The following is a 16,854-nucleotide window of genomic DNA, read 5'->3' on the forward strand; positions in this document are numbered from 1 at the left end:
CCCGGGGGCCCCCCCGCCGCCGGGGCGGGGGGGGGCGGGGGGGCCCGGGCGGGGGCCCCCCGGGCGGGGGCCGCCGGCCCGCCGGCCCCTCGGGGGGCCTCCGCCCGCCGCCGGCGGGCCGGGCGGTGGCGCTCCCCGTTCACCCCCTACCTGCTGGCGCTGCCCGGCGGGCTGTGGCTGGTGATCTTCTTCGTCGTCCCCATGCTGGTCATGCTCTCGGTCTCGCTGCAGACCGGGAACCTGCTGGACGGCTTCCGCCAGACCTTCAACTTCGGCATCTACCCCGACGCGATCTCGACCTACTCCGACCAGCTCGTCCGGTCGTTCCAGTACGGCGGGCTGGCGACCCTGATCACGATCGTCCTCGCCTACCCGATGGCCTACTGGATCGCCTTCCACGCCGGCGGGCGCAAGTCGATGTACCTGTTCCTGGTGCTGGCGCCGTTCTTCGTCTCGTTCGTGATCAGGACCGTCTCCTGGAAGTTCCTGCTCGCCGACAACGGCATCGTGCTCGGCAACCTCAAGGACGTCGGCCTGCTGGCCGACGACTTCCGGGTCCTCGCCACCTCGACGGCGGTCGTCGCCGGCCTCGCCTACAACTTCTTCCCGTTCATGCTGCTGCCGATCTACGTGGCGCTGGAGCGGGTCGACCCGAAGCTGATCGAGGCCGCCGGCGACCTCTACGCCGGCCGGGCCGCGGTGTTCGGCCGGGTCGTTCTCCCGCTGTCGCTGCCCGGCGTGTTCGCCGGGGTGCTGCTCACGTTCGTCCCGGCGACGTCGGACTACGTCAACTCGTCGATCCTCGGCGGCACCAACGACACGATGATCGGCAACATCATCCAGACGACGTACCTGACGAACGCGGACTATCCGCTCGCGTCCGCGCTCTCGTTCATCCTGATGGCGATCCTGCTCGTCGGGATCTTCCTGTACGCGCGGGTGCTCGGCACCCGGGACGTCTTCGAGATGAGCACCCGATGACTGAGCCTCTTCCGTCGTCCTCACCAGACAGGGTCCGGAGTCTCAGCGCTCGGGTGAGACGGAAAAGGCTCATTGGCCCAGCCACCGAGGAGAAGCCGGCCGGGGCCGCCGCCTCCGCCGGGCGTCGCCCCCGCCGGCGGCGCCGGCTGGGCGAGCACTTCCTGCACGCCTACACGTGGCTGGTGCTGCTCTGGCTGGTCGCGCCGATCCTCGCGATGATCGCCTTCGGCTTCAACGACACCAAGAGCAAGCAGAACAACACCTGGCAGGGCTTCACGCTGAAGTGGTGGCGGGACGTCGGCGCGATTCCCGACCTGACCACGGCGCTGAAGAACTCGCTGACCATCGCCCTGCTGTCGATGCTCATCGCGACCGTCCTCGGCACGATGATCGGGATGGCGCTGGGCAAGCACGTGTTCCGCGGCAAGAACGGCCTGAACCTGCTGCTGTTCGCGAACATCTCGGCGCCGGAGGTCGTGCTCGGGGCGTCGTTGCTCTCGCTGTTCATCACGCTCGGGGTGCCGCGCGGCTTCCTGACGATCCTGATCGCCCACTCGATGTTCAACATCTCGTATGTCGCGATCGTCGTCAGCACCCGGCTCGCCGGCTACGACGTGAGCCTCGAGGAGGCGGCCCGTGACCTGGGCGCCGGGCCGTTCGCGACGTTCCGGCTGGTCACGCTGCCGATGATCTTCCCGGGTGTGCTGTCGGGCGCGCTGCTCGCGTTCGCGCTGTCGATCGACGAGTTCATCATCACGACGTTCAACGCGGGCAACACCCTGACCTTCCCGCTGTGGGTGTTCGGCGCGACCAGGGTCGGCGTCCCGCCGCAGGTCAACGTGATGGCGACGATCATCTTCGTCGGCGGTGTGCTCCTCGCCGGCGTGGGCGCCGTCGCCGGCCGCGGCCGGCGCGCCCGCCCACCGGCCGAGGACGCCCCCACGACGCCCGCGTGAGCGACCCCGGCGGCCGATGGCGATCCCGGTGGACGAGCCGGCGAAAACGAGAAGAGGCCGGAGGATCGGCGGATCCTCCGGCCTCGCCCGTCGTCCGGGCTCCGACTTCCCTCGTGGATCATTTTCGTGAGTCCCGAACCGCCGATCGGCGCACACAATCGTCGATCTTGGCCATGTCTCGGCGCGGTCTCCTTGGTAGATCACCAGATCCGCGCGAAGTTCAGGGACAAAGCGGGCAGAAACCGCCCGACCGCGCACACATCCAACGATCAAGGAAGGAGCCGGGCCCTCACGGGCTGATGATCGTCGGATGTGCGCGGATCGGCGGCCCAGGCGTCCCGCCAAGATCTACGGGGAGACCTCGGAGACGCGGGCCCGCGGAGTCAGGGACGCGGGTCCGCGGAGGAGGTCGCCTCGCGCCACAGGTCGATCTGCTCGCCCTTGTCCCGGCGCCGGCGGACGGCCAGCGCGGCGGCGCTGGCGACCGCGGCGATCAACGCAAGCTTGCGCATCATCCGACGCTCTCCCTTGTCCGGATTCCTGGGATTCTCAGACCCCGCACGTCAACGTATCCCCGTCGAGCGGTCGCCGCCCGCCCGCTCGGTCCACCCGCGCCGCCGGTGCCCACGGCCAGGCGCCGCGGCCGGCGGGCGCGCTCAGCGCTGGTAGGTCACCCGCAGGACGGCCCGCGCCAGCGTGTGGAAGGCGAGGTTGAAGCCGACGACCGCGGGCGCGACCTCGTCGGTGATCTCCAGCTTCGGCACGTCGACGGCGTGCACGACGAACACGTACCGGTGCGGACGATCGCCCTCCGGCGGTGCCGCGCCGCCGTACTGCTTCGTTCCCCAGTCGCTGCGCACGTGGTAGGCACCGGTCGGCAGTCCGCTCAGGTCACCGGAGGCGGCGGCGGTGGCCAGCTCCGTGACGGAGGCCGGAATGTCGACGAGCACCCAGTGCCAGAAGCCGGAACCGGTCGGCGCGTCCGGGTCGAAGCAGGTGACCGCGAAGCTCTTCGTCTCCGCCGGGAAGCCCGACCAGGACAGGTGCGGCGAGAGGTCGGCGCCGCCGGCGCCGGAGAACACCTGCGCCGCTGGCATCGGCTGGCCGTCAGTCAGATCCGTGCTGGTCACGCCGAACGTCGGCGCGGGCGGGAGCAGGTCGATCGGGTCGGGAGCCGGGGCGCGGTCGGCGAGCGACATACGTCGTCCTCCAAGAGTGTGGGCCAAGAGAACCCGGCACGCGTCGGCTCTACGCTTTGTCGGGACAAAAACCGCAGTCCGAACGCATGAGTGGGGCTTGGTCGTGAAGCTTGTCACCGCAATCCTCCGCCCGCACCGGGTGGCTGACGTCCGCGCCGCGCTGACTACGTTTGGCATACATGGGATGACAATCAGCCAGGCGACCGGTTACGGAATGGAGCTGTGGCGTACCAGCTCGTACCGGGGGCAGACATTCCATGATGAGGCGGTCAGCAACGTCCGGCTGGAGATCCTCGTCGCCGACACCGACGCCGAGGACGTCGTCAACGTGATCACGCGCTCCGCGGCGAGCAGCGCCAGCGGCGCTGGAAAGATCTGGGTCATGCCGGTCGACGCCCTGGCCAGGGTGCGCACCGGCGAGCGCGGCCTCGACGCGCTCTGAGCTCCAGCAGGAGTTCCAGTGAGTGGGCACACAGATGGCATCCGTTGTTCTGTCGCCAAGCGACAGACGCCCCGCAACCCTGTAAGGTAGGGCTTGTCCCGGGCGGCGTATCCCTCGAATCCCCCCGTATCGATGGGTGCGCCGCCCGGGCGTTCGCGTTTCCTGCTCGGTGCTTGGCACCTTCGCCGGGGTCGTGATGTCTGCCCAGGGGCACGACCCCCTGGAACCCCCGTGACAGGGGCTCCGCCCCCGACACCCCCGCCGGGGCTCGCGCTTCGCGCTTCGCCCGGTCAGGTTGATGGTCGGTGGCTCCCATAGGTCACGTGTCTGCCCCGGGGGACCTTCCTGGAACTGCCGTGGTCGGGGCTTCGCCCTGGTACCCCTGTGGGCTCGCGCTTCGCCTGGCGGGCCGCGGCCGGCGGGGCTGCGGGTCGGGTGGCTGCCGTAGGTCACGATGTCTGCCCTGGGGGGACCTTCCTTAAGTCCTGTGGCAGGGGCTTCGCCCGACAACCTGGGTGGCTCGCGTTTCGCGCGTTGCCGTCGGCGGAGCGTCACCTTCCTTCGACCCGCTCGGATTCCTGGGCCGCGCCCAGAAACGCCCTCCGCGCCGAGGTGGCGGGGAGGGCGTTTCTGGGCTGGTGGGCCCGGTGAGGCTGGCCTGTCCAGCGGCGGTGGCGGTTGCTAACGACGGTGGCGGCCGCCGCCGGTGGGGCGGTCCTCCGGGGTCAGGCGGGCGCGGGAGAGGACCTGGGTCGCCTCGCGGTCGTCGGCCCCCAGGTGGTCGGCGCCGCCTGAGGACGGGAAGTGGCGGTCCTGGAGCGGGAGGGGCTGCTTCTTGCGGTTGCGGCGGGCGCGCAGCAGTTCGAAGGCGATCGGAAGCACCGAGATCAGGACGATCAGGATGAGGATCGCCTCGACGTTGTCCCGGATGAACCCGATCCGGCCGAGGAAGTAGCCGAGGAGGGTGACGCCGATGCCCCACAGCACGGCGCCGATGATGTTGTAGACGACGAACGTGCGGTAGTTCATCCGGCTGACGCCGGCGACGATCGGGGTGAACGTGCGGACCACCGGCACGAAGCGCGCCAGGACGATCGAGCGCGGCCCGTGGCGTTCGAAGAACTCGTGGGCCTTGGTGACGTTCTCCTGCTTGAACAGCCGGGAGTTCGGCCGGCGGAACAGCGCGGGTCCGACCTTGCGGCCGAACAGGTAGCCGGCCTGGTCACCCGCGAACGCCGCGATCCCGATCAACCCGCAGGCAAGCCAGATCGGGGTGTCCACCTCGCCGCGGGCGATCAGCATGCCGTAGGTGAACAGCAGGGAGTCGCCCGGCAGGAAGAAACCGATCAGAAGTCCCGACTCCGCGAAGATGATGAGCAGCATCACCACGAGGCCGGCCTTGGCGAGCGTGTCGGCGTCCAGGAAGCCGGGCATGGCGAGCGTGTTCGTCGCGAGGGACGTCGCAAGGGGTGTGGTCACAGGCGGTCCTCCGGAGCGGTCACGGGTCTGGCCGAACAGCGGTGAACCGCCGTGGTCGCGTGGGGCGCGACATCGGGACCCGGAGCAGGGGCCCATCGCTCCGCGCCAGCGGATCGCCGGGTCCGCCCGCGGGCAGACAGGACATGGATCCTTGCCAGCGTATCCAGCGTGTCCGTTGCGGCAGTAACCGCCCGGCGCGGCGGGAGCCCGCGGGTCGTCGACCGGCGTTTCCCCGCGCCCGCCGTTCCGCGCGCCCGCGCCCCGACCGATCCGTTGACGATGGTTCGTCCGTAGTGCGTGTCCCGGTCGGGGTTGTGTGACTGGCCATGTCGACCCGATAGGGCTCATGTGAAACATGGGTCGATACAGGCGGTTAATACCCTCAGGCTGTGGGTGTGGCAGCGCAGGGCAGACCGGGCCGGCGGAACGCGCGGCGACTGGCCCTCGCCGCCGCGACGGCCGGTGTGCTCGCGGTGGCACCGCTCGCCGGCTGCGGGCTCTTCGGGCCGGTCGAGGCCACCGCGCCAGGCGCGAGCCAGTCGCCGAGCGTGGAGCCGCTGGCGGACGTGCCGCCGGGCGCGCCCGGCCAGCTGATCTCGGCCGAGAGGCTGCCGGGCGCGGCCGACGTGCTCGTCTGGCGGGTCGCCTACCACACCACCGACCACAACGGGGCCGACGTGGCGGCGACCGGGGTGGTGCTCGCGCCGGCCTCCGGCCCCGGCGACGCGGTGCCGGCCGGCGGGCGGCCGGTGGTCGCCTTCGGGCACGGCACCACCGGCCTGGCCGACGCCTGCGCGCCGTCCCGGCTGGAACCGACGCTGGCCGCCCTCGGCGCCACCCTGTCGCTCGTGCGCGCCGGGTACGTGGTCGCCGCCGCCGACTACGTCGGCCTCGGCGGCCCGGGGGAGCACGCCATCTACGCGGCGCGCCCGGAGGGCCAGGCGATGCTCGACATCGCCCGCGCCGCGCGCGGGGTTCCCCGGGCGCGCGCGGGCAGCGAGGTCGTCGCCTGGGGGTATTCGCAGGGCGGGCAGGCGGCGCTCGCCGCCGGGGCGCTGGCCGCCACCTACGCGCCGGACCTCGATCTGCGCGGGGTGGTGGCGATGGCGCCGCTGGTGGACCTGTCACGGTCACTGCGTGGGCTGCTCCAGCACAACGACAGCGGCGTCGCCTACGTCCTGCTGGCGGCCTTCGGGGTGTCGGTGACCAGGCCGGGTGTCCGGCTCGACGACGAGCTCACCGCCGAAGGCCGGCGGATGCTCTCGGTCGCGCGTCAGGAGTGCGCGGTGGACCTGCTGGCGGCGAGCGTGGGTGTCAGCGCCGCGGACCTGTTCGTCACCGACCCGCTGACCACCGAGCCGTTCGCCTCCGCGTTCGCCGCCCAGCGAACGGCCGTCCTGCGGCGGATGCCGCCGGTGCTGCTGATCCAGGGCGACGCCGACGACGTCATCGGCCGGGAGGTCACCGACGGCGTGGTCCGGGACCTGTGCGCGACGGGCACCGTGGTCGACTACCGGCGCTATCCGGGCGCCGGCCACAGCACGATCTTCCCCGCGTCCGCCGGCGACATGGACGCCTGGATCGCGAACCTGTTCGCGGCCACCTCCGCCCCGGTCCACGACATCTGCTGACGGGTCCGCGCGGAACCCGGCAGAACTGGGCGAATCGGGACGGTAGCGCCGGGTACTCGGGAACTTGACGACGTGTGGACCGGACATCGTTCATTGCCCCGGACAGGAAGCGGAGAATGGCGCGGTGACGCAGCACAACGCGAGTGGCGCGGCAACGGGCCCGGTTCTCGGCCTGGACCTCGGCGGCACCTCGATCAAGTGGGTGACCCTCGTCGACGGCGAGGTGACCGCGCGGGGCAAGGTGCCGACGCCGCGGACCGGCGTCGACGCCGTGCTCGGCGCGCTGGCCGGAGTCGCCACCGAGCACCCGGACGCGCGGGCGCTCGGCGTGGCCGTCGCCGGCGCGCTCGACCCGGTGGGCGGCAGGCTGCTCGTCGTCCCGAACATCGCCGGCGACTGGCCCGCCCGGGCCATCGGCCGCGAGCTCGCGGACGCGACCGGCCGGCCGGTCAGCCTCGCCAACGACGCCAGGGCCTTCGCCTACGGCCAGCTGCGGCACGGCGTCGCCGCGGGGGCGTCGGACGCCGTCTTCGTCACCCTCGGCACCGGCATCGGCGGCGCCATCGCGTCCGACGGCCAGCTGCGGCTTGGCTACCAGCGCCGCGGCGGCGAGATCGGCCACATGCCGATCGAGCCGGACAACGGGCGCAAGTGCGGCTGCGGCGCGATCGGCTGCCTGGAGTCGATCGCCGGCGGCAGGTCGCTGTCCGAGCTGGGCGCCGACCTGGTCAGGACCGGCGCCGCGCCCGCGCTCGCCGAGGCGGTCGACGGGCGCCCCGAGCTGGTCTCTCCCAGCCACGTCGTCGGTCTCGCCGACGTCGAGCCCGCGTGCGGCCGGCTGGTCGTCCGCGCCGGGCGCGCCCTCGGCGTCGCGCTGTCCGGGCTCGCCAGCGCGCTGGCGCCGGAGGTCATCGTGTTCGGTGGCGGCGTGGCGGCGGGCCTGCCCGCCTTCCGGCCGCACATCGACGAGGTCATGTCCCAGCACACCGTGCTGGTGGAGACGCCGCGGATCGTCACCGCCGTCGACGGCTTCGCCGGGGCCCTCGGCGCCGCCGCCTGGGCCGCCGGCCCGCCTCCCGGCTACCCGTCGCCGATCGTCCCCGGCGGGCACTGACCTCGGCCGACGCTCGCCCGGCTGGGCCGGGTCGACCCCCACCACCCCGTTGGGGTGCCTCAGCCGTTGCTGACGGCCCTCACCGGATCTCACCGGCGCCGTGGAGGTGTCCTCGGCATCGGCCGTCGGCGCCGTGCTCCCCGCGTCCGGGTAGTCGACGGTGCCCTGGAGCCGACCCGCGTGACCGGCTCCGCCCACCGTCGGCGACCCTTCAGGGGTGGGTTCGCCATGGGTTCGCGAGGGTGACCGGAGTGCGTCCGGGCGCCGGCTCGCGAGTTTTCGCGCGCCGCCCCCGCCCCATCGCCGCGCGCCTCCCTGAACATCTCCGTGATCACTCGATGACGAATTGCAACGTTTTAGTGGCACTTAACAAGAATTGAGCGGCAATAAACGAGGTGGAAGGCGGCGTGGGTGGGTGACCGGCGGGACGACCAAGTCGACCGGCAGGTGGACGATCTTCTGACCGACGTGGCGCGGCTGCTGGCCGCGGCGCCGCCGGCCGTCCGCTGGCGGGCGCTGCGCGAGCTGTCGGACAACCGGGCTAGCCTGCAGGCGATGACCGTCCACGAGCTGCTGCCCGAGGACGGTTCCCGCCGGGGCCTGTCCGCCGTCGCGAGGAGCCTGGGCGTGACGGCCAGCTGGGTCAGCCAGCTCGCGACGCTGCCGCGCCGCCATGCCGGCATGTTCGCGTGGGGCCGGGCGCTGGGGCTGGCCGGGGAGCTGGTCGCCCTGGCGGAGCGGCCCGGGTCCAGCCGCCTGTCCGACGAGTTCGCCGCGCTCGTCCAGCGCGGCCTGCACGACACCAGTCCGCGCGCCGACCTGGAGAACGCGGCCAGCCGCTGGGCGATGGCCGCCCGCCGCCAGCGCCGCGGCCCCGAGGCGGACGCGCTCGTCGAGCGGATCGACACGCTGCTGACCGACGTCGACCCGGCCCTCGATCTCGACTGGCTGGCCCGGGCCGAGATCGCCCTCGGCTACCAGAGCACCCGCGCCTCGTCCCCGCCGCGCCCCGCCGCCACGGCCTGGGGCAACGGCTCCGGCGCCGGCCCGCTCGGCCCGGCCAGGCCGGTCCCGCCACTCCCGCCCACGCCGCCCGCGCTCCAGCCGCCGCCCGCGTCCCCGCCGGCCGCCGCGCCGCGGCAGCGCCGCGGCCCCGACGATCCCCTGCCCTGGTCCCGCTACCGTCTCCGCGACCGCTAGACGCCCGGTCCGGATGGCCTGGGTGGTGCGGTAGGCGTAGCGGGCCTCTTCGTGCGGGTGAAGTGCGACATCGTGGTCCGTCCTGGTCCAGCCGGCCGGTCTGGAAGGGAAGCTAGTCGATCTCGAAGGGGACGAAGGAGCTCTCGGCGAGGGTCTTCTCGGCGAAGGACGCGGACTGGGCGCGGCCCTGGCGCAGCCAGTCGCGCAGCGACTCGATGACCTCGCGCCGCGAGCGGGACAGCGGCACGCCGCGGGCCAGGGCGCCCATGACGTCGTGGGTCGTGATGTCGCGGCCGTCGTCGGCGAAGGCGCCGTACAGCGCGTCGATGACGGCCTGCTCGATCTCCGCGCCGACGAACCCGACGGAGGCCTTCGCGAGCCGGTCCAGGTCGAACTCGGCCGGCAGCCGGCGCCGCTTCGCCAGGTGCACCGTGAAGATGTCGCGGCGTTCCCGCTCGGTCGGCAGATCCAGGAAGAAGACCTCGTCGAATCGGCCCCGGCGCAGCAACTCCGGCGGCAGGCTGGTGATGTCGTTCGCGGTGGCGACGACGAACACGGGCGCGGTCTTGTCCTGCATCCAGGACAGGATCGTGCCGAACACCCGCATCGACGTCCCGCCGTCCAGGCCGCCGGCGGCGAGTGCCTTCTCGATCTCGTCGATCCACAGCACGCACGGCGCGATCGCCTCGGTGAGCCGCAGCGCGGTGCGCACCCGCTCCTCGGACTCGCCGACGAGCGAGCCGAACAGCGCGCCGACGTCGAGACGCAGCAGCGGCAGCCGCCACAGGCCGCCGATCATCTTCGCGGTCAGCGACTTGCCGGTGCCCGGGATGCCGACCAGCGCGATCCCCTTCGGCGCCGGCAGGCCGTACTCGGCCGCCTCCGGGGAGAAGGCCCGCTCGCGCAGCCGGAGCCAGTTCTTCAGCACGTCGAGGCCGCCGACATCGTCCGGAGTCTCGTGTGCCGGGTAGAACTCGACCGCCTGCGTCTCGCGCAGGATCTGCTTCTTCTCCTCGTTGATGACGTCGATCGTGTTGTCGTCGACCCGGCGGTCGGTCACGAACACCTTCGACAGCGCGCGCTCCGCCTCGACGCGGGTCAGTCCGGACGCGGCCCGCACCAGCTTGCTCCGGCCGAGCGGAGTCAGGGAGATCTTCACCCCGGCCTGGCGGGCCAGCTGGTCCAGCGTGCGGGCGAGCTCCTCGTCGGTCGGCAGCGGGAACTCCAGCGCCACCGCCTCGTCGGTCAGCTCGCGCGGCACCTTGCCGGTGACCTCGGTGACGACGATCGTCGCCCGCTTGCGGCGCAGCGCCTGGGCGGCGTTGCGCAGCCGGCGCTTGACCAGCACGTCCTTCCAGAACTCGTGGAAGTCCTTCAGCACGTAGACGGACATGTCGTCGTTCGACGTGCGGATGATGTGCTCGAGCGCGGCGGCCGGGTCGGTGATGGACGGCACCGGTCCGCCGGATGACCCAGGGCCATCGGACAGCGAGCCGAAGCCGCCGCCGATGTCCCAGGTGACGCAGCGGCGGCCGGTCTCCTGGGCGGCCGCGGCGATCACCTCGACCGCCCGCGTCTCCTCGACCGTCGTCACGACGACGAGGGGGAACCGTGCGCGCAGATAGGTCACCAGCGTGTCGCCGAACGACTCCGTCACCCGCACGCTCCCGCCCGCGCCGTCATGCGCCCGCCCGCACCCCTGCCCCGACGGGGCCGGCGCGCGCCTGGACGGCGGCGACCGGGTCGACGCCGGTGAGGACGACGGTGCCGTCCGGCCCGACCGTCGCCTCCGCCACCGGCACCTCGGCCAGCTCGGCCAGCGTGTGCCGGCCCGAGAAGACATGCACCGTCTTGTTGTCCGAGCCGCGCAGCCCGGCCGCGACCCGGCGGGCCGCCACGTACGGACCGGCCACCAGCACGTCCACGTGCTCGGCCAGCGCCGCCACCAGCCGCGGCCGCCGCTCGCGCAGCGCCGGCATCGCGAACCCGGTGAGGACGATCACCGACAGCCCGTGGCCCGCGCACAGCCGCGCCAGCTCCACGACGGCGTCCGCCTGCTCCAACGGCTCCCCGCCGCTGATCGTCACGCCGTCCGTCCCGAACGAGGCGACGTGCTCCGCCAGCGCCGGCACGGCCCACGCGGCGCCGGCGTCGCCGGCCGCGTGCGTCTGGGGGTTGAAGCAGCCGCGGCAGCCCAGCGCACAGCCCTGGGTCCAGACGACCGTGCGCAGGCCGGGCCCGTTCGCCCGCGACCGCGGCAGCACGGCGTGCACCCGCAGCTCGGGGACCTGCCCGGCGGGGCTCACCACGACCGGCCGCTCCAGCCGGTCCGCTGCCGGGCCTCCTGGTCGACCGCGCCCGACTGGTACGCCTCGCCGGTCATCTCGCGCTCGACGACCTCGCCCCCGAGCGCCCGCTCCAGGTCGGCCGTGGTCGCCAGGCACCGGTTGCCGCCGACCCCCGACACCTTGATCGAGACCTTGCCGTCCGGGCTGATCGTGACCTCGACCTGCTCAGTAGCCACCGCGCACCTCCGGTGCGGACATGGGCACCCACACGCCGACTCGATCGTAGGTCCGGCACGCGATGGGCCGGGCACTCTTCGCGACTGGTACGCCGAGTCGGGTACCGGACACCGGTGGCCTGGCAGGAGTCTCCTAGGTGAGGCGGACCACCGGGGTCCGGTGGTGGACGAGGCGGCCGGTGCGCAGGTCGCGGGCCGTGACCAGCAGACGCTTGCCGTCGTCGACGTGGAACTCGACGGTGAAGCGGTCCTCGCCGCGCCGGCCCGGCGGGTCCGCGACGAGGAACGTCGGGGCGTCGGCGTTCATCCAGAAGTGGGTGCGCTCGCGCTGCTCGTGCGCGTCGGCCGGCACCAGCCGGGCCGCGCCGGCCCCGTCGAACATCAGCTCCACCGGGGCGTCACCGCCGGAGCGGGCGGCGGGCTCGGACAGCTCGAAGATGGCCAGGCCCAGTTCGTGCTGGCCGTCGAACGTCGCCTTGACGGTCAGAGTCGTGACGGTGTCCCTGGTCGGGTAGCTGGTGCCGGCCTCGACGACCGTGCGGTACTCGTAGGCGCCGGTGGTCGCGTTGACGTGGCGGACGGCGTAGTCGTGCTGGATGTGGTCGTAGAAGTCGACGCCGGCGACGAACGCCGCGGCGCCGGCGGCGACGACGTCCAGCGGCCGCGACATCGCCACCCGGTCACGGCCGAACCGGCGGCGCACCTGGGTGCGCACCGACGGGATCAGCGAGCTGCCGCCGACGAGCAGTACCTGCTTGACGCTGTCCTCGTCGAAGCCCTTGTCCCTCGCCTTGCCGAGCGCGGAGCCGATGACCCGCTCGACGTCGGTGTACAGGCCCTGGGCGTCGAGCAGCTCCTCCAGCTCGTCGCGGGTGACCTCGGCGTCGAGCACCCGCCCCGTCTCCGGGTCCTGGGCGCTGATCTCGGCCGAGCGGGCGGTGGACAGCGCCTCCTTGGCCGCCTCGCAGCGGACCAGCAGCTCGGCCGACATCCGCCGGACGTCCTCGTCGGACGACGAACGCCGGCCGCGGCGCAGCACCTCGGCGAACAGCCAGCCGTCGATGCTCGCGCCGCCGACGTCCGCGCCACGCTTGCCGAGCACCCGGCAGCGCCGCCCGCCGCCGGCTCCGCCGATGGGGGAGGCCGACTCCTCCTCGATCCGGACGACGGAGACGTCGAGCGTGCCGCCGCCGAAGTCGAAGACGAGGTAGACGTCGCCGGGCTGGATGCGGGCGCCGTAGCCGAGGGCGGCCGCGCTGGCCTCGTCGATCAGCCGGAACCGGCGCACCCCGGCCGTCTCGGCGACGCCGCGCAGCCAGGCGTCGTAGTGCTCGAACGACTCGACCGGCACCGAGAAGGCGACCTCCTCGTCCAGCCCGCCGCCGGCCTCGACGGCCGCGTCCTGGACCAGCCGGACGAGGAAGTCCTCGGCCGCCTCGACGGGCGTCATCCGGCGCCCGTCCGGCAGCCGCCGCCCCACCGGCGCCGCCCGCTGGGACACGTAGCGCTTCATCCAGCGGAACGTCAGCGGGTGCTCGTAGAGGCCGCGTCGCACCACCTGGCCGCCGTACCAGGTGGTGCGCGGCCCGGCCACGTGCAGCAGCGACGGCACCACGTGCATCACCTCGGCGCCGCCCTGCCCGCCTAGCCGGTCCGGCCCGTCGAGGCGCCGGTCGACGCCGAGCTCGGGCATCGCCACGGTCCTCGCCTGCCCGGCGCGCTCGTCCCAGGTGGCGACGACGCTGTTCGACGTCCCGAAGTCGATCCCCAGCCGCCCGCTCATCCGGCCTCCCCGCCCGCCTCGCCGGCGCCGGCGGTCACGGTCGAGCGGCGGACGACCCGGCCGCCGACGACCCGGACCGCGGGCGAGCGGAGCACCACCGCCGTCCCGGGCGCCGGCTCCCCGCCGGCCGGTGGCAGGTGCCGCGTCGGGTCGAAGGCCGCGGCGGCGCCGACGTCGCCGTCCAGCAGGATGCCGGCGCGCTCGAGCGCCCTGAACAGCCGGCCGGCGGCCTCGGCCAGGTCGTCGACGGTGAGGACGCCGCCGCCGGCCCGGACCAGCGCCACCTGGGTGGCCAGATGGGCGAGCGGGGTGGCGATCGCCTCGGCGACCTCGTCGACGGCTGCCCCGGCCCCGGCCGCGCCGGCCCGGCCGGCCTCCCGGCGGGCCGCCTCCAGGTCATGTTCCAGCTCGCGGATCCGTCCCAGCGCCTCCCGCAGCTCGAAGGCGGCCTCACCCGCGCTCAGCTGGCCCGCGACGGTTTCACGTGGCACATCGGCCGAGCCCGCCGGGGCCGGTACGGTCTCGGCGGTGCCGGCGGTCGCCCGGTCCTGGCGGCGGAAGAGAGCCATGATCCTCAACCTGGTTCGATGTCGTGCCGGCCGGCGCGGATCGCGTCGCCAGCGGTGCCCATGAGGTGGATGTCGAAACGGAACCGGTGCCGCGGGACCGTGGCCGGGACGCCGGCCGCGGGCAGTCACGCGCCGGCCACGCCCAGCGCTCCCACGTCCGCGGGGAGCGGCGGAGTGCCCAGAGCGCCCACCTGGCGCGCCGGCCCGCCGTCGGCTCGCCCGCGGCTGATGGTCAGACCTCCTCGGCCGAGACCACGTAGGACCTGACGAGGCGGACATCGAGCACCCGCACGACCGTCTCCGCTCAGAAACCGGTGGCCTGGCGGGTCAGGACGAGACGTACGGTGCCGTCGCGGTCGGTCTCCTCGCGGGCCACGGAGAAGCCCTGGCGGGCGAGGGTGGCGCGGGTGGCGTGGTAGGCGTAGCGGGCCTCGACCCTGCCCAGCCACCCCGCGCCGAGCTCGCGGACGTCGTACTCACTGATCCAGGCCCGGAACGTGCCGTCCTCCTGGCGTTCGAAGCCGAGGTCGTTCGACGCGGCGCCGACGTGCTGGCGCCGCACGATCACGTGCGCGCGCTGCCGGCGCCTGTCGCCCTGGTAGCCACGGAGGGGCCGCGCCTCGTCGTGGGTCTCGACGGTCGCGTAACCGACGTCGGCGAGGGCCGCCACCAGGTGCTCCAGCTCGGTGATCTTCGTGCGTAGCTGGGTGAAGTGCGACATCTCGGCCCGCCTCCTCGCCCCGCCAGGACCGTGCTCGGGCGTCGGCCCGATCCTCGTCCGCGACCGTCGGCCTTCCGTCCGATCGTAGGATCTTCGCGCGACCGATCCGGCACTCTTCGCGAACGTTGGCCGGCGTCGCCTTTCCGACAGTGCCGATGCCCGACGGCGCGATGTCCGACAGTGCCAACGGGCGTCGCCTCGCCCGGCCGCCGGCCGCCGGCCGCCGGCCGCGGGCCGCGGGCCGCGGGGCGCGGGGCGGACTCGGCGGGCGACGGTCAGGAGCGGCGGGCCAGGGTGCCGGTCGGCCGGCCGGCGTCGTCCTCGTCCGAGGCGAAGGCCAGCCCGCCGTCGGGCCGCAGGAGCAGGCGCATCGTCCCGCCCTCCGTGCAGGCGGGGAAGCCGAGCACCGTCGAGTTGTTTCCGGAGCCGGGGACGTCCGTGAGGACCACCTCGTCGCCGCCGGCGCCGCCGAAGCCGACGAACCGCAGGTCACCGACGCAGGTCACGTCGCCGAGCGCGGCGGCGAGTCCTGTCAGGGTGAACTCGGCATGACCGAGTACCTGACCGCTCTCGCCCTCCCGCAGCGTGATCACCACGTCCTGGACGATGCCGAGCTGGGACGTCACCTGTCCCGCCCACTCGCCGGCATAGCCCTCGGGCAGCGAACCAGGACGTGGCGTGGCGGATTCGCGGGGCGGGTCGGAACCGGTCGGCGGCGGGGTGGGGGTGTCCGAGCCACCGGGCGCGGTGGAGCCGCCGGGTGTGGCGCTGGGGCCGTCCGGTGTCGCTGGCGGCCGCCCATCGTTCTCGCTGGACACCGGAGTGGTCGCCAGGAAGACGATCAGTGCCACGATGGCGGCCAGGCCCAGGGCGCCCGCCGACGCCAGCGCGATCAGCCGACGCTGGTTCCGCCGGCCGGAAGGAGGGCCGGACCGGTCCGCCGGGGGCTGGCCGGTCGATGGCCAGGGTGTCGACGGGCCGGGTGTCGACGGCTGGGACGTCAGCGGCTGGGGTGCTGGTGGCCACGGTGCTGGTGGCCAGGGTGTCGATGGCCAAGGTGTCGATGGCTGTGGTGTTGCTGGCTGTGGTGTCGGCGGCTGGGATGCCGATGGCTGGGGTGTCGGCGACGCGGTGGCGTGGGTTGGCACGAACTGCGTGGGACCAGAGCGGGAATCCGGCGTGGAGCCCAGCTCCGAGGTCCCCGGGGCGGAGGCAGACCCATCCAGGCCCGGACCGGTGGGCGCCTCGAGGTCGAGGAGGGCGACGGCCTGCCGGCTCAGGCTGGTGACCAGGTCCGGCGGCAGCCACCCGGCGGCGACCAGCGCGGCGGCGTCGCCGTCCGGAGCGAGCGAGGCCAGCACCGCGGCGGGGGTGGGGCGGGCCTCCGGGACCCTGCGCAGGCAGGCCCGGACGAGGTCGCGCAGGTCGGCGGGCAGGGCGTCGAGATCCGGCTCGCGGTTGAGGACGTTGTGCATCACCGCCGCGACGATGGGGCCGTCGAACGGGCCCGCGCCGGTCGCGGCGAACACCAGGACGGCGCCGAGGGAGAAGACGTCGCTAGCCGGACCCGCCTCGGCGCCCCTGACCTGCTCCGGCGACATGAACGCGGGGGAGCCGATCGGCGCGCCGGTGTGGGTGAGCACGGTGGCGTCGATGGCCCTGGAGACGCCGAAGTCGATGACCCGCGGTCCGTCCAGGCTGAGCAGCACGTTGGACGGCTTGAGATCGCGGTGGACCAGGCCGGTGTCGTGAATGGCGATCAGGGCCTCGGCGAGGCCGGCGCCGAGCGTGCGCACGGTCGGCGCGGGCAGCGGGCCGCGCCCGGCCACCGCCTGGGTCAGCGAAGGCCCGGGGATGTACGTGGTGACGAGGTACGGGTACTCGGCGTCGGGGTCGGCGTCGACCAGTGGGGCCGTCCACGGGCCGCCGACCCGTCGGGCCGCCTCGACCTCCCGGCGGAACCGGAGCCGGAACGTGGGGTTGTCAGCGAACTCGGGGCGGATCACCTTGACGGCGACGTTCCTGCCGCCCTGGCTGCGCGCCAGGTATACGCGGCCCATTCCGCCCGAGCCGAGGGCGCCGAGTAGCCGGTAGCCGCCGACGGCGCGAGGATCGTCGGCGCGCAGCGGTTTCACGCGGGATCGTCCTCCTTGCGTCCGCGAGCCGGGGGCGGGCTCGCATTCGCCGCGATGGGCCTATCCTCCGGGACGTCTGGGCCGCTTCGACGCACACCCCCGCCTTTTCTGCGCGTCCCC

16 protein-coding genes are annotated in these 16,854 nt (G+C 73.5%); 6 read left to right on the forward strand and 10 right to left on the reverse strand.

Translation table 11 applies throughout. The features are described 5' to 3' along the window. Positions 1-981 (forward strand): ABC transporter permease (locus I6A81_RS14770; protein ID WP_407661303.1); only part of this gene is annotated, 981 nt, incomplete at its 5' end. A 53-nt stretch (positions 982-1,034) separates the two neighbouring features. Further along, positions 1,035-1,937 carry an ABC transporter permease gene (locus I6A81_RS45565; RefSeq protein ID WP_307874671.1) on the forward strand — a complete coding sequence of 301 codons (903 nt, stop codon included), beginning with the start codon at positions 1,035-1,037 and terminating at the stop codon, positions 1,935-1,937. 383 nt (positions 1,938-2,320) lie between these two features. Here I6A81_RS45565 and I6A81_RS14780 read toward each other — a convergent pair whose 3' ends face one another. Continuing rightward, complete coding sequence (locus I6A81_RS14780; protein ID WP_238428626.1) at positions 2,321-2,452, reverse strand: DLW-39 family protein; 132 nt, start codon at positions 2,450-2,452, stop codon at positions 2,321-2,323. A gap of 141 nt (positions 2,453-2,593) precedes the next feature. Then, positions 2,594-3,136 (reverse strand): YbhB/YbcL family Raf kinase inhibitor-like protein, encoded by a 543-nt coding sequence (locus tag I6A81_RS14785; protein ID WP_203001840.1) that lies wholly within the window; start codon positions 3,134-3,136, stop codon positions 2,594-2,596. Positions 3,137-3,239: 103 nt separating this feature from the next. Here I6A81_RS14785 and I6A81_RS14790 point away from each other — a divergent pair, with 103 nt between their 5' ends. After that, on the forward strand, positions 3,240-3,578 hold the full coding sequence (locus tag I6A81_RS14790; protein WP_203001839.1) for a P-II family nitrogen regulator: 339 nt from the start codon (positions 3,240-3,242) through the stop codon (positions 3,576-3,578). Between the two features lie 681 nt (positions 3,579-4,259). Here I6A81_RS14790 and I6A81_RS14795 read toward each other — a convergent pair. Continuing rightward, on the reverse strand, positions 4,260-5,012 hold the full coding sequence (locus I6A81_RS14795; RefSeq protein ID WP_238428642.1) for a DedA family protein: 753 nt from the start codon (positions 5,010-5,012) through the stop codon (positions 4,260-4,262). A gap of 434 nt (positions 5,013-5,446) precedes the next feature. Between I6A81_RS14795 and I6A81_RS14800 the strand changes: the two genes are divergently transcribed. The 3 genes from I6A81_RS14800 (at position 5,447) to I6A81_RS14810 (ending at position 9,002) form a co-directional block, all read left to right on the forward strand. Further along, on the forward strand, positions 5,447-6,688 hold the full coding sequence (locus I6A81_RS14800; protein WP_307874673.1) for a lipase family protein: 1,242 nt from the start codon (positions 5,447-5,449) through the stop codon (positions 6,686-6,688). Between the two features lie 124 nt (positions 6,689-6,812). Then, complete coding sequence (locus I6A81_RS14805; RefSeq protein WP_203001837.1) at positions 6,813-7,802, forward strand: ROK family protein; 990 nt, start codon at positions 6,813-6,815, stop codon at positions 7,800-7,802. A 411-nt stretch (positions 7,803-8,213) separates the two neighbouring features. Beyond that, entirely contained in the window at positions 8,214-9,002 is a 789-nt protein-coding gene (locus I6A81_RS14810) for a hypothetical protein (RefSeq protein WP_307874674.1), read from the forward strand. 112 nt (positions 9,003-9,114) lie between these two features. Here the strand turns inward: I6A81_RS14810 and I6A81_RS44870 are convergent, their stop codons facing one another. The 7 genes from I6A81_RS44870 to I6A81_RS14845 all read right to left on the reverse strand — a co-directional run bounded on the left by I6A81_RS44870 (position 9,115) and on the right by I6A81_RS14845 (position 16,734). Continuing rightward, positions 9,115-10,659, reverse strand: a complete 1,545-nt coding sequence (locus I6A81_RS44870) for an AAA family ATPase (protein ID WP_203001836.1) — start codon at positions 10,657-10,659, stop codon at positions 9,115-9,117. Positions 10,660-10,681: 22 nt separating this feature from the next. Then, entirely contained in the window at positions 10,682-11,311 is a 630-nt protein-coding gene (locus tag I6A81_RS14820) for a 4Fe-4S single cluster domain-containing protein (protein ID WP_203001835.1), read from the reverse strand. Continuing rightward, entirely contained in the window at positions 11,305-11,526 is a 222-nt protein-coding gene (locus I6A81_RS45570) for a DUF2997 domain-containing protein (RefSeq protein WP_203001834.1), read from the reverse strand. Before I6A81_RS45570 ends, I6A81_RS14820 begins: the two co-directional genes overlap by 7 nt. Positions 11,527-11,659: 133 nt before the next feature. Continuing rightward, positions 11,660-13,309 (reverse strand): Hsp70 family protein, encoded by a 1,650-nt coding sequence (locus tag I6A81_RS14830; RefSeq protein WP_203001833.1) that lies wholly within the window; start codon positions 13,307-13,309, stop codon positions 11,660-11,662. Then, positions 13,306-13,878, reverse strand: a complete 573-nt coding sequence (locus I6A81_RS14835) for a hypothetical protein (RefSeq protein ID WP_203001832.1) — start codon at positions 13,876-13,878, stop codon at positions 13,306-13,308. The genes I6A81_RS14830 and I6A81_RS14835 overlap by 4 nt, the downstream gene beginning before the upstream one ends. A gap of 304 nt (positions 13,879-14,182) precedes the next feature. After that, the gene (locus I6A81_RS14840) at positions 14,183-14,599 is read right to left on the reverse strand and encodes a DUF1257 domain-containing protein (protein ID WP_203001831.1); all 417 of its coding nucleotides are present in this window, start codon (positions 14,597-14,599) and stop codon (positions 14,183-14,185) included. A 275-nt stretch (positions 14,600-14,874) separates the two neighbouring features. Then, a complete protein-coding gene (locus I6A81_RS14845) occupies positions 14,875-16,734 on the reverse strand; it encodes a serine/threonine-protein kinase (RefSeq protein ID WP_203001830.1) in 1,860 nt (619 codons plus the stop codon). Positions 16,735-16,854: the final 120 nt, after the last annotated feature.

It is taken from the genome of Frankia nepalensis (assembly GCF_016786325.1).
Taxonomy (GTDB): Bacteria; Actinomycetota; Actinomycetes; order Frankiales; family Frankiaceae; genus Pseudofrankia; species Pseudofrankia nepalensis.

Bases quoted from the DNA above. Each gene is read 5' to 3' on its own strand.
- I6A81_RS14795 (WP_238428642.1), bottom strand. From the start codon at position 5,012: ATGCCCGGCTTCCTGGACGCCGACACGCTCGCCAAGGCCGGCCTCGTG.
- I6A81_RS14840 (WP_203001831.1), bottom strand. From the start codon at position 14,599: ATGTCGCACTTCACCCAGCTACGCACGAAGATCACCGAGCTGGAGCAC.
- I6A81_RS14780 (WP_238428626.1), bottom strand. From the start codon at position 2,452: ATGATGCGCAAGCTTGCGTTGATCGCCGCGGTCGCCAGCGCCGCCGCG.
- I6A81_RS14835 (WP_203001832.1), bottom strand. From the start codon at position 13,878: ATGGCTCTCTTCCGCCGCCAGGACCGGGCGACCGCCGGCACCGCCGAG.
- I6A81_RS14830 (WP_203001833.1), bottom strand. From the start codon at position 13,309: ATGAGCGGGCGGCTGGGGATCGACTTCGGGACGTCGAACAGCGTCGTC.
- I6A81_RS14785 (WP_203001840.1), bottom strand. From the start codon at position 3,136: ATGTCGCTCGCCGACCGCGCCCCGGCTCCCGACCCGATCGACCTGCTC.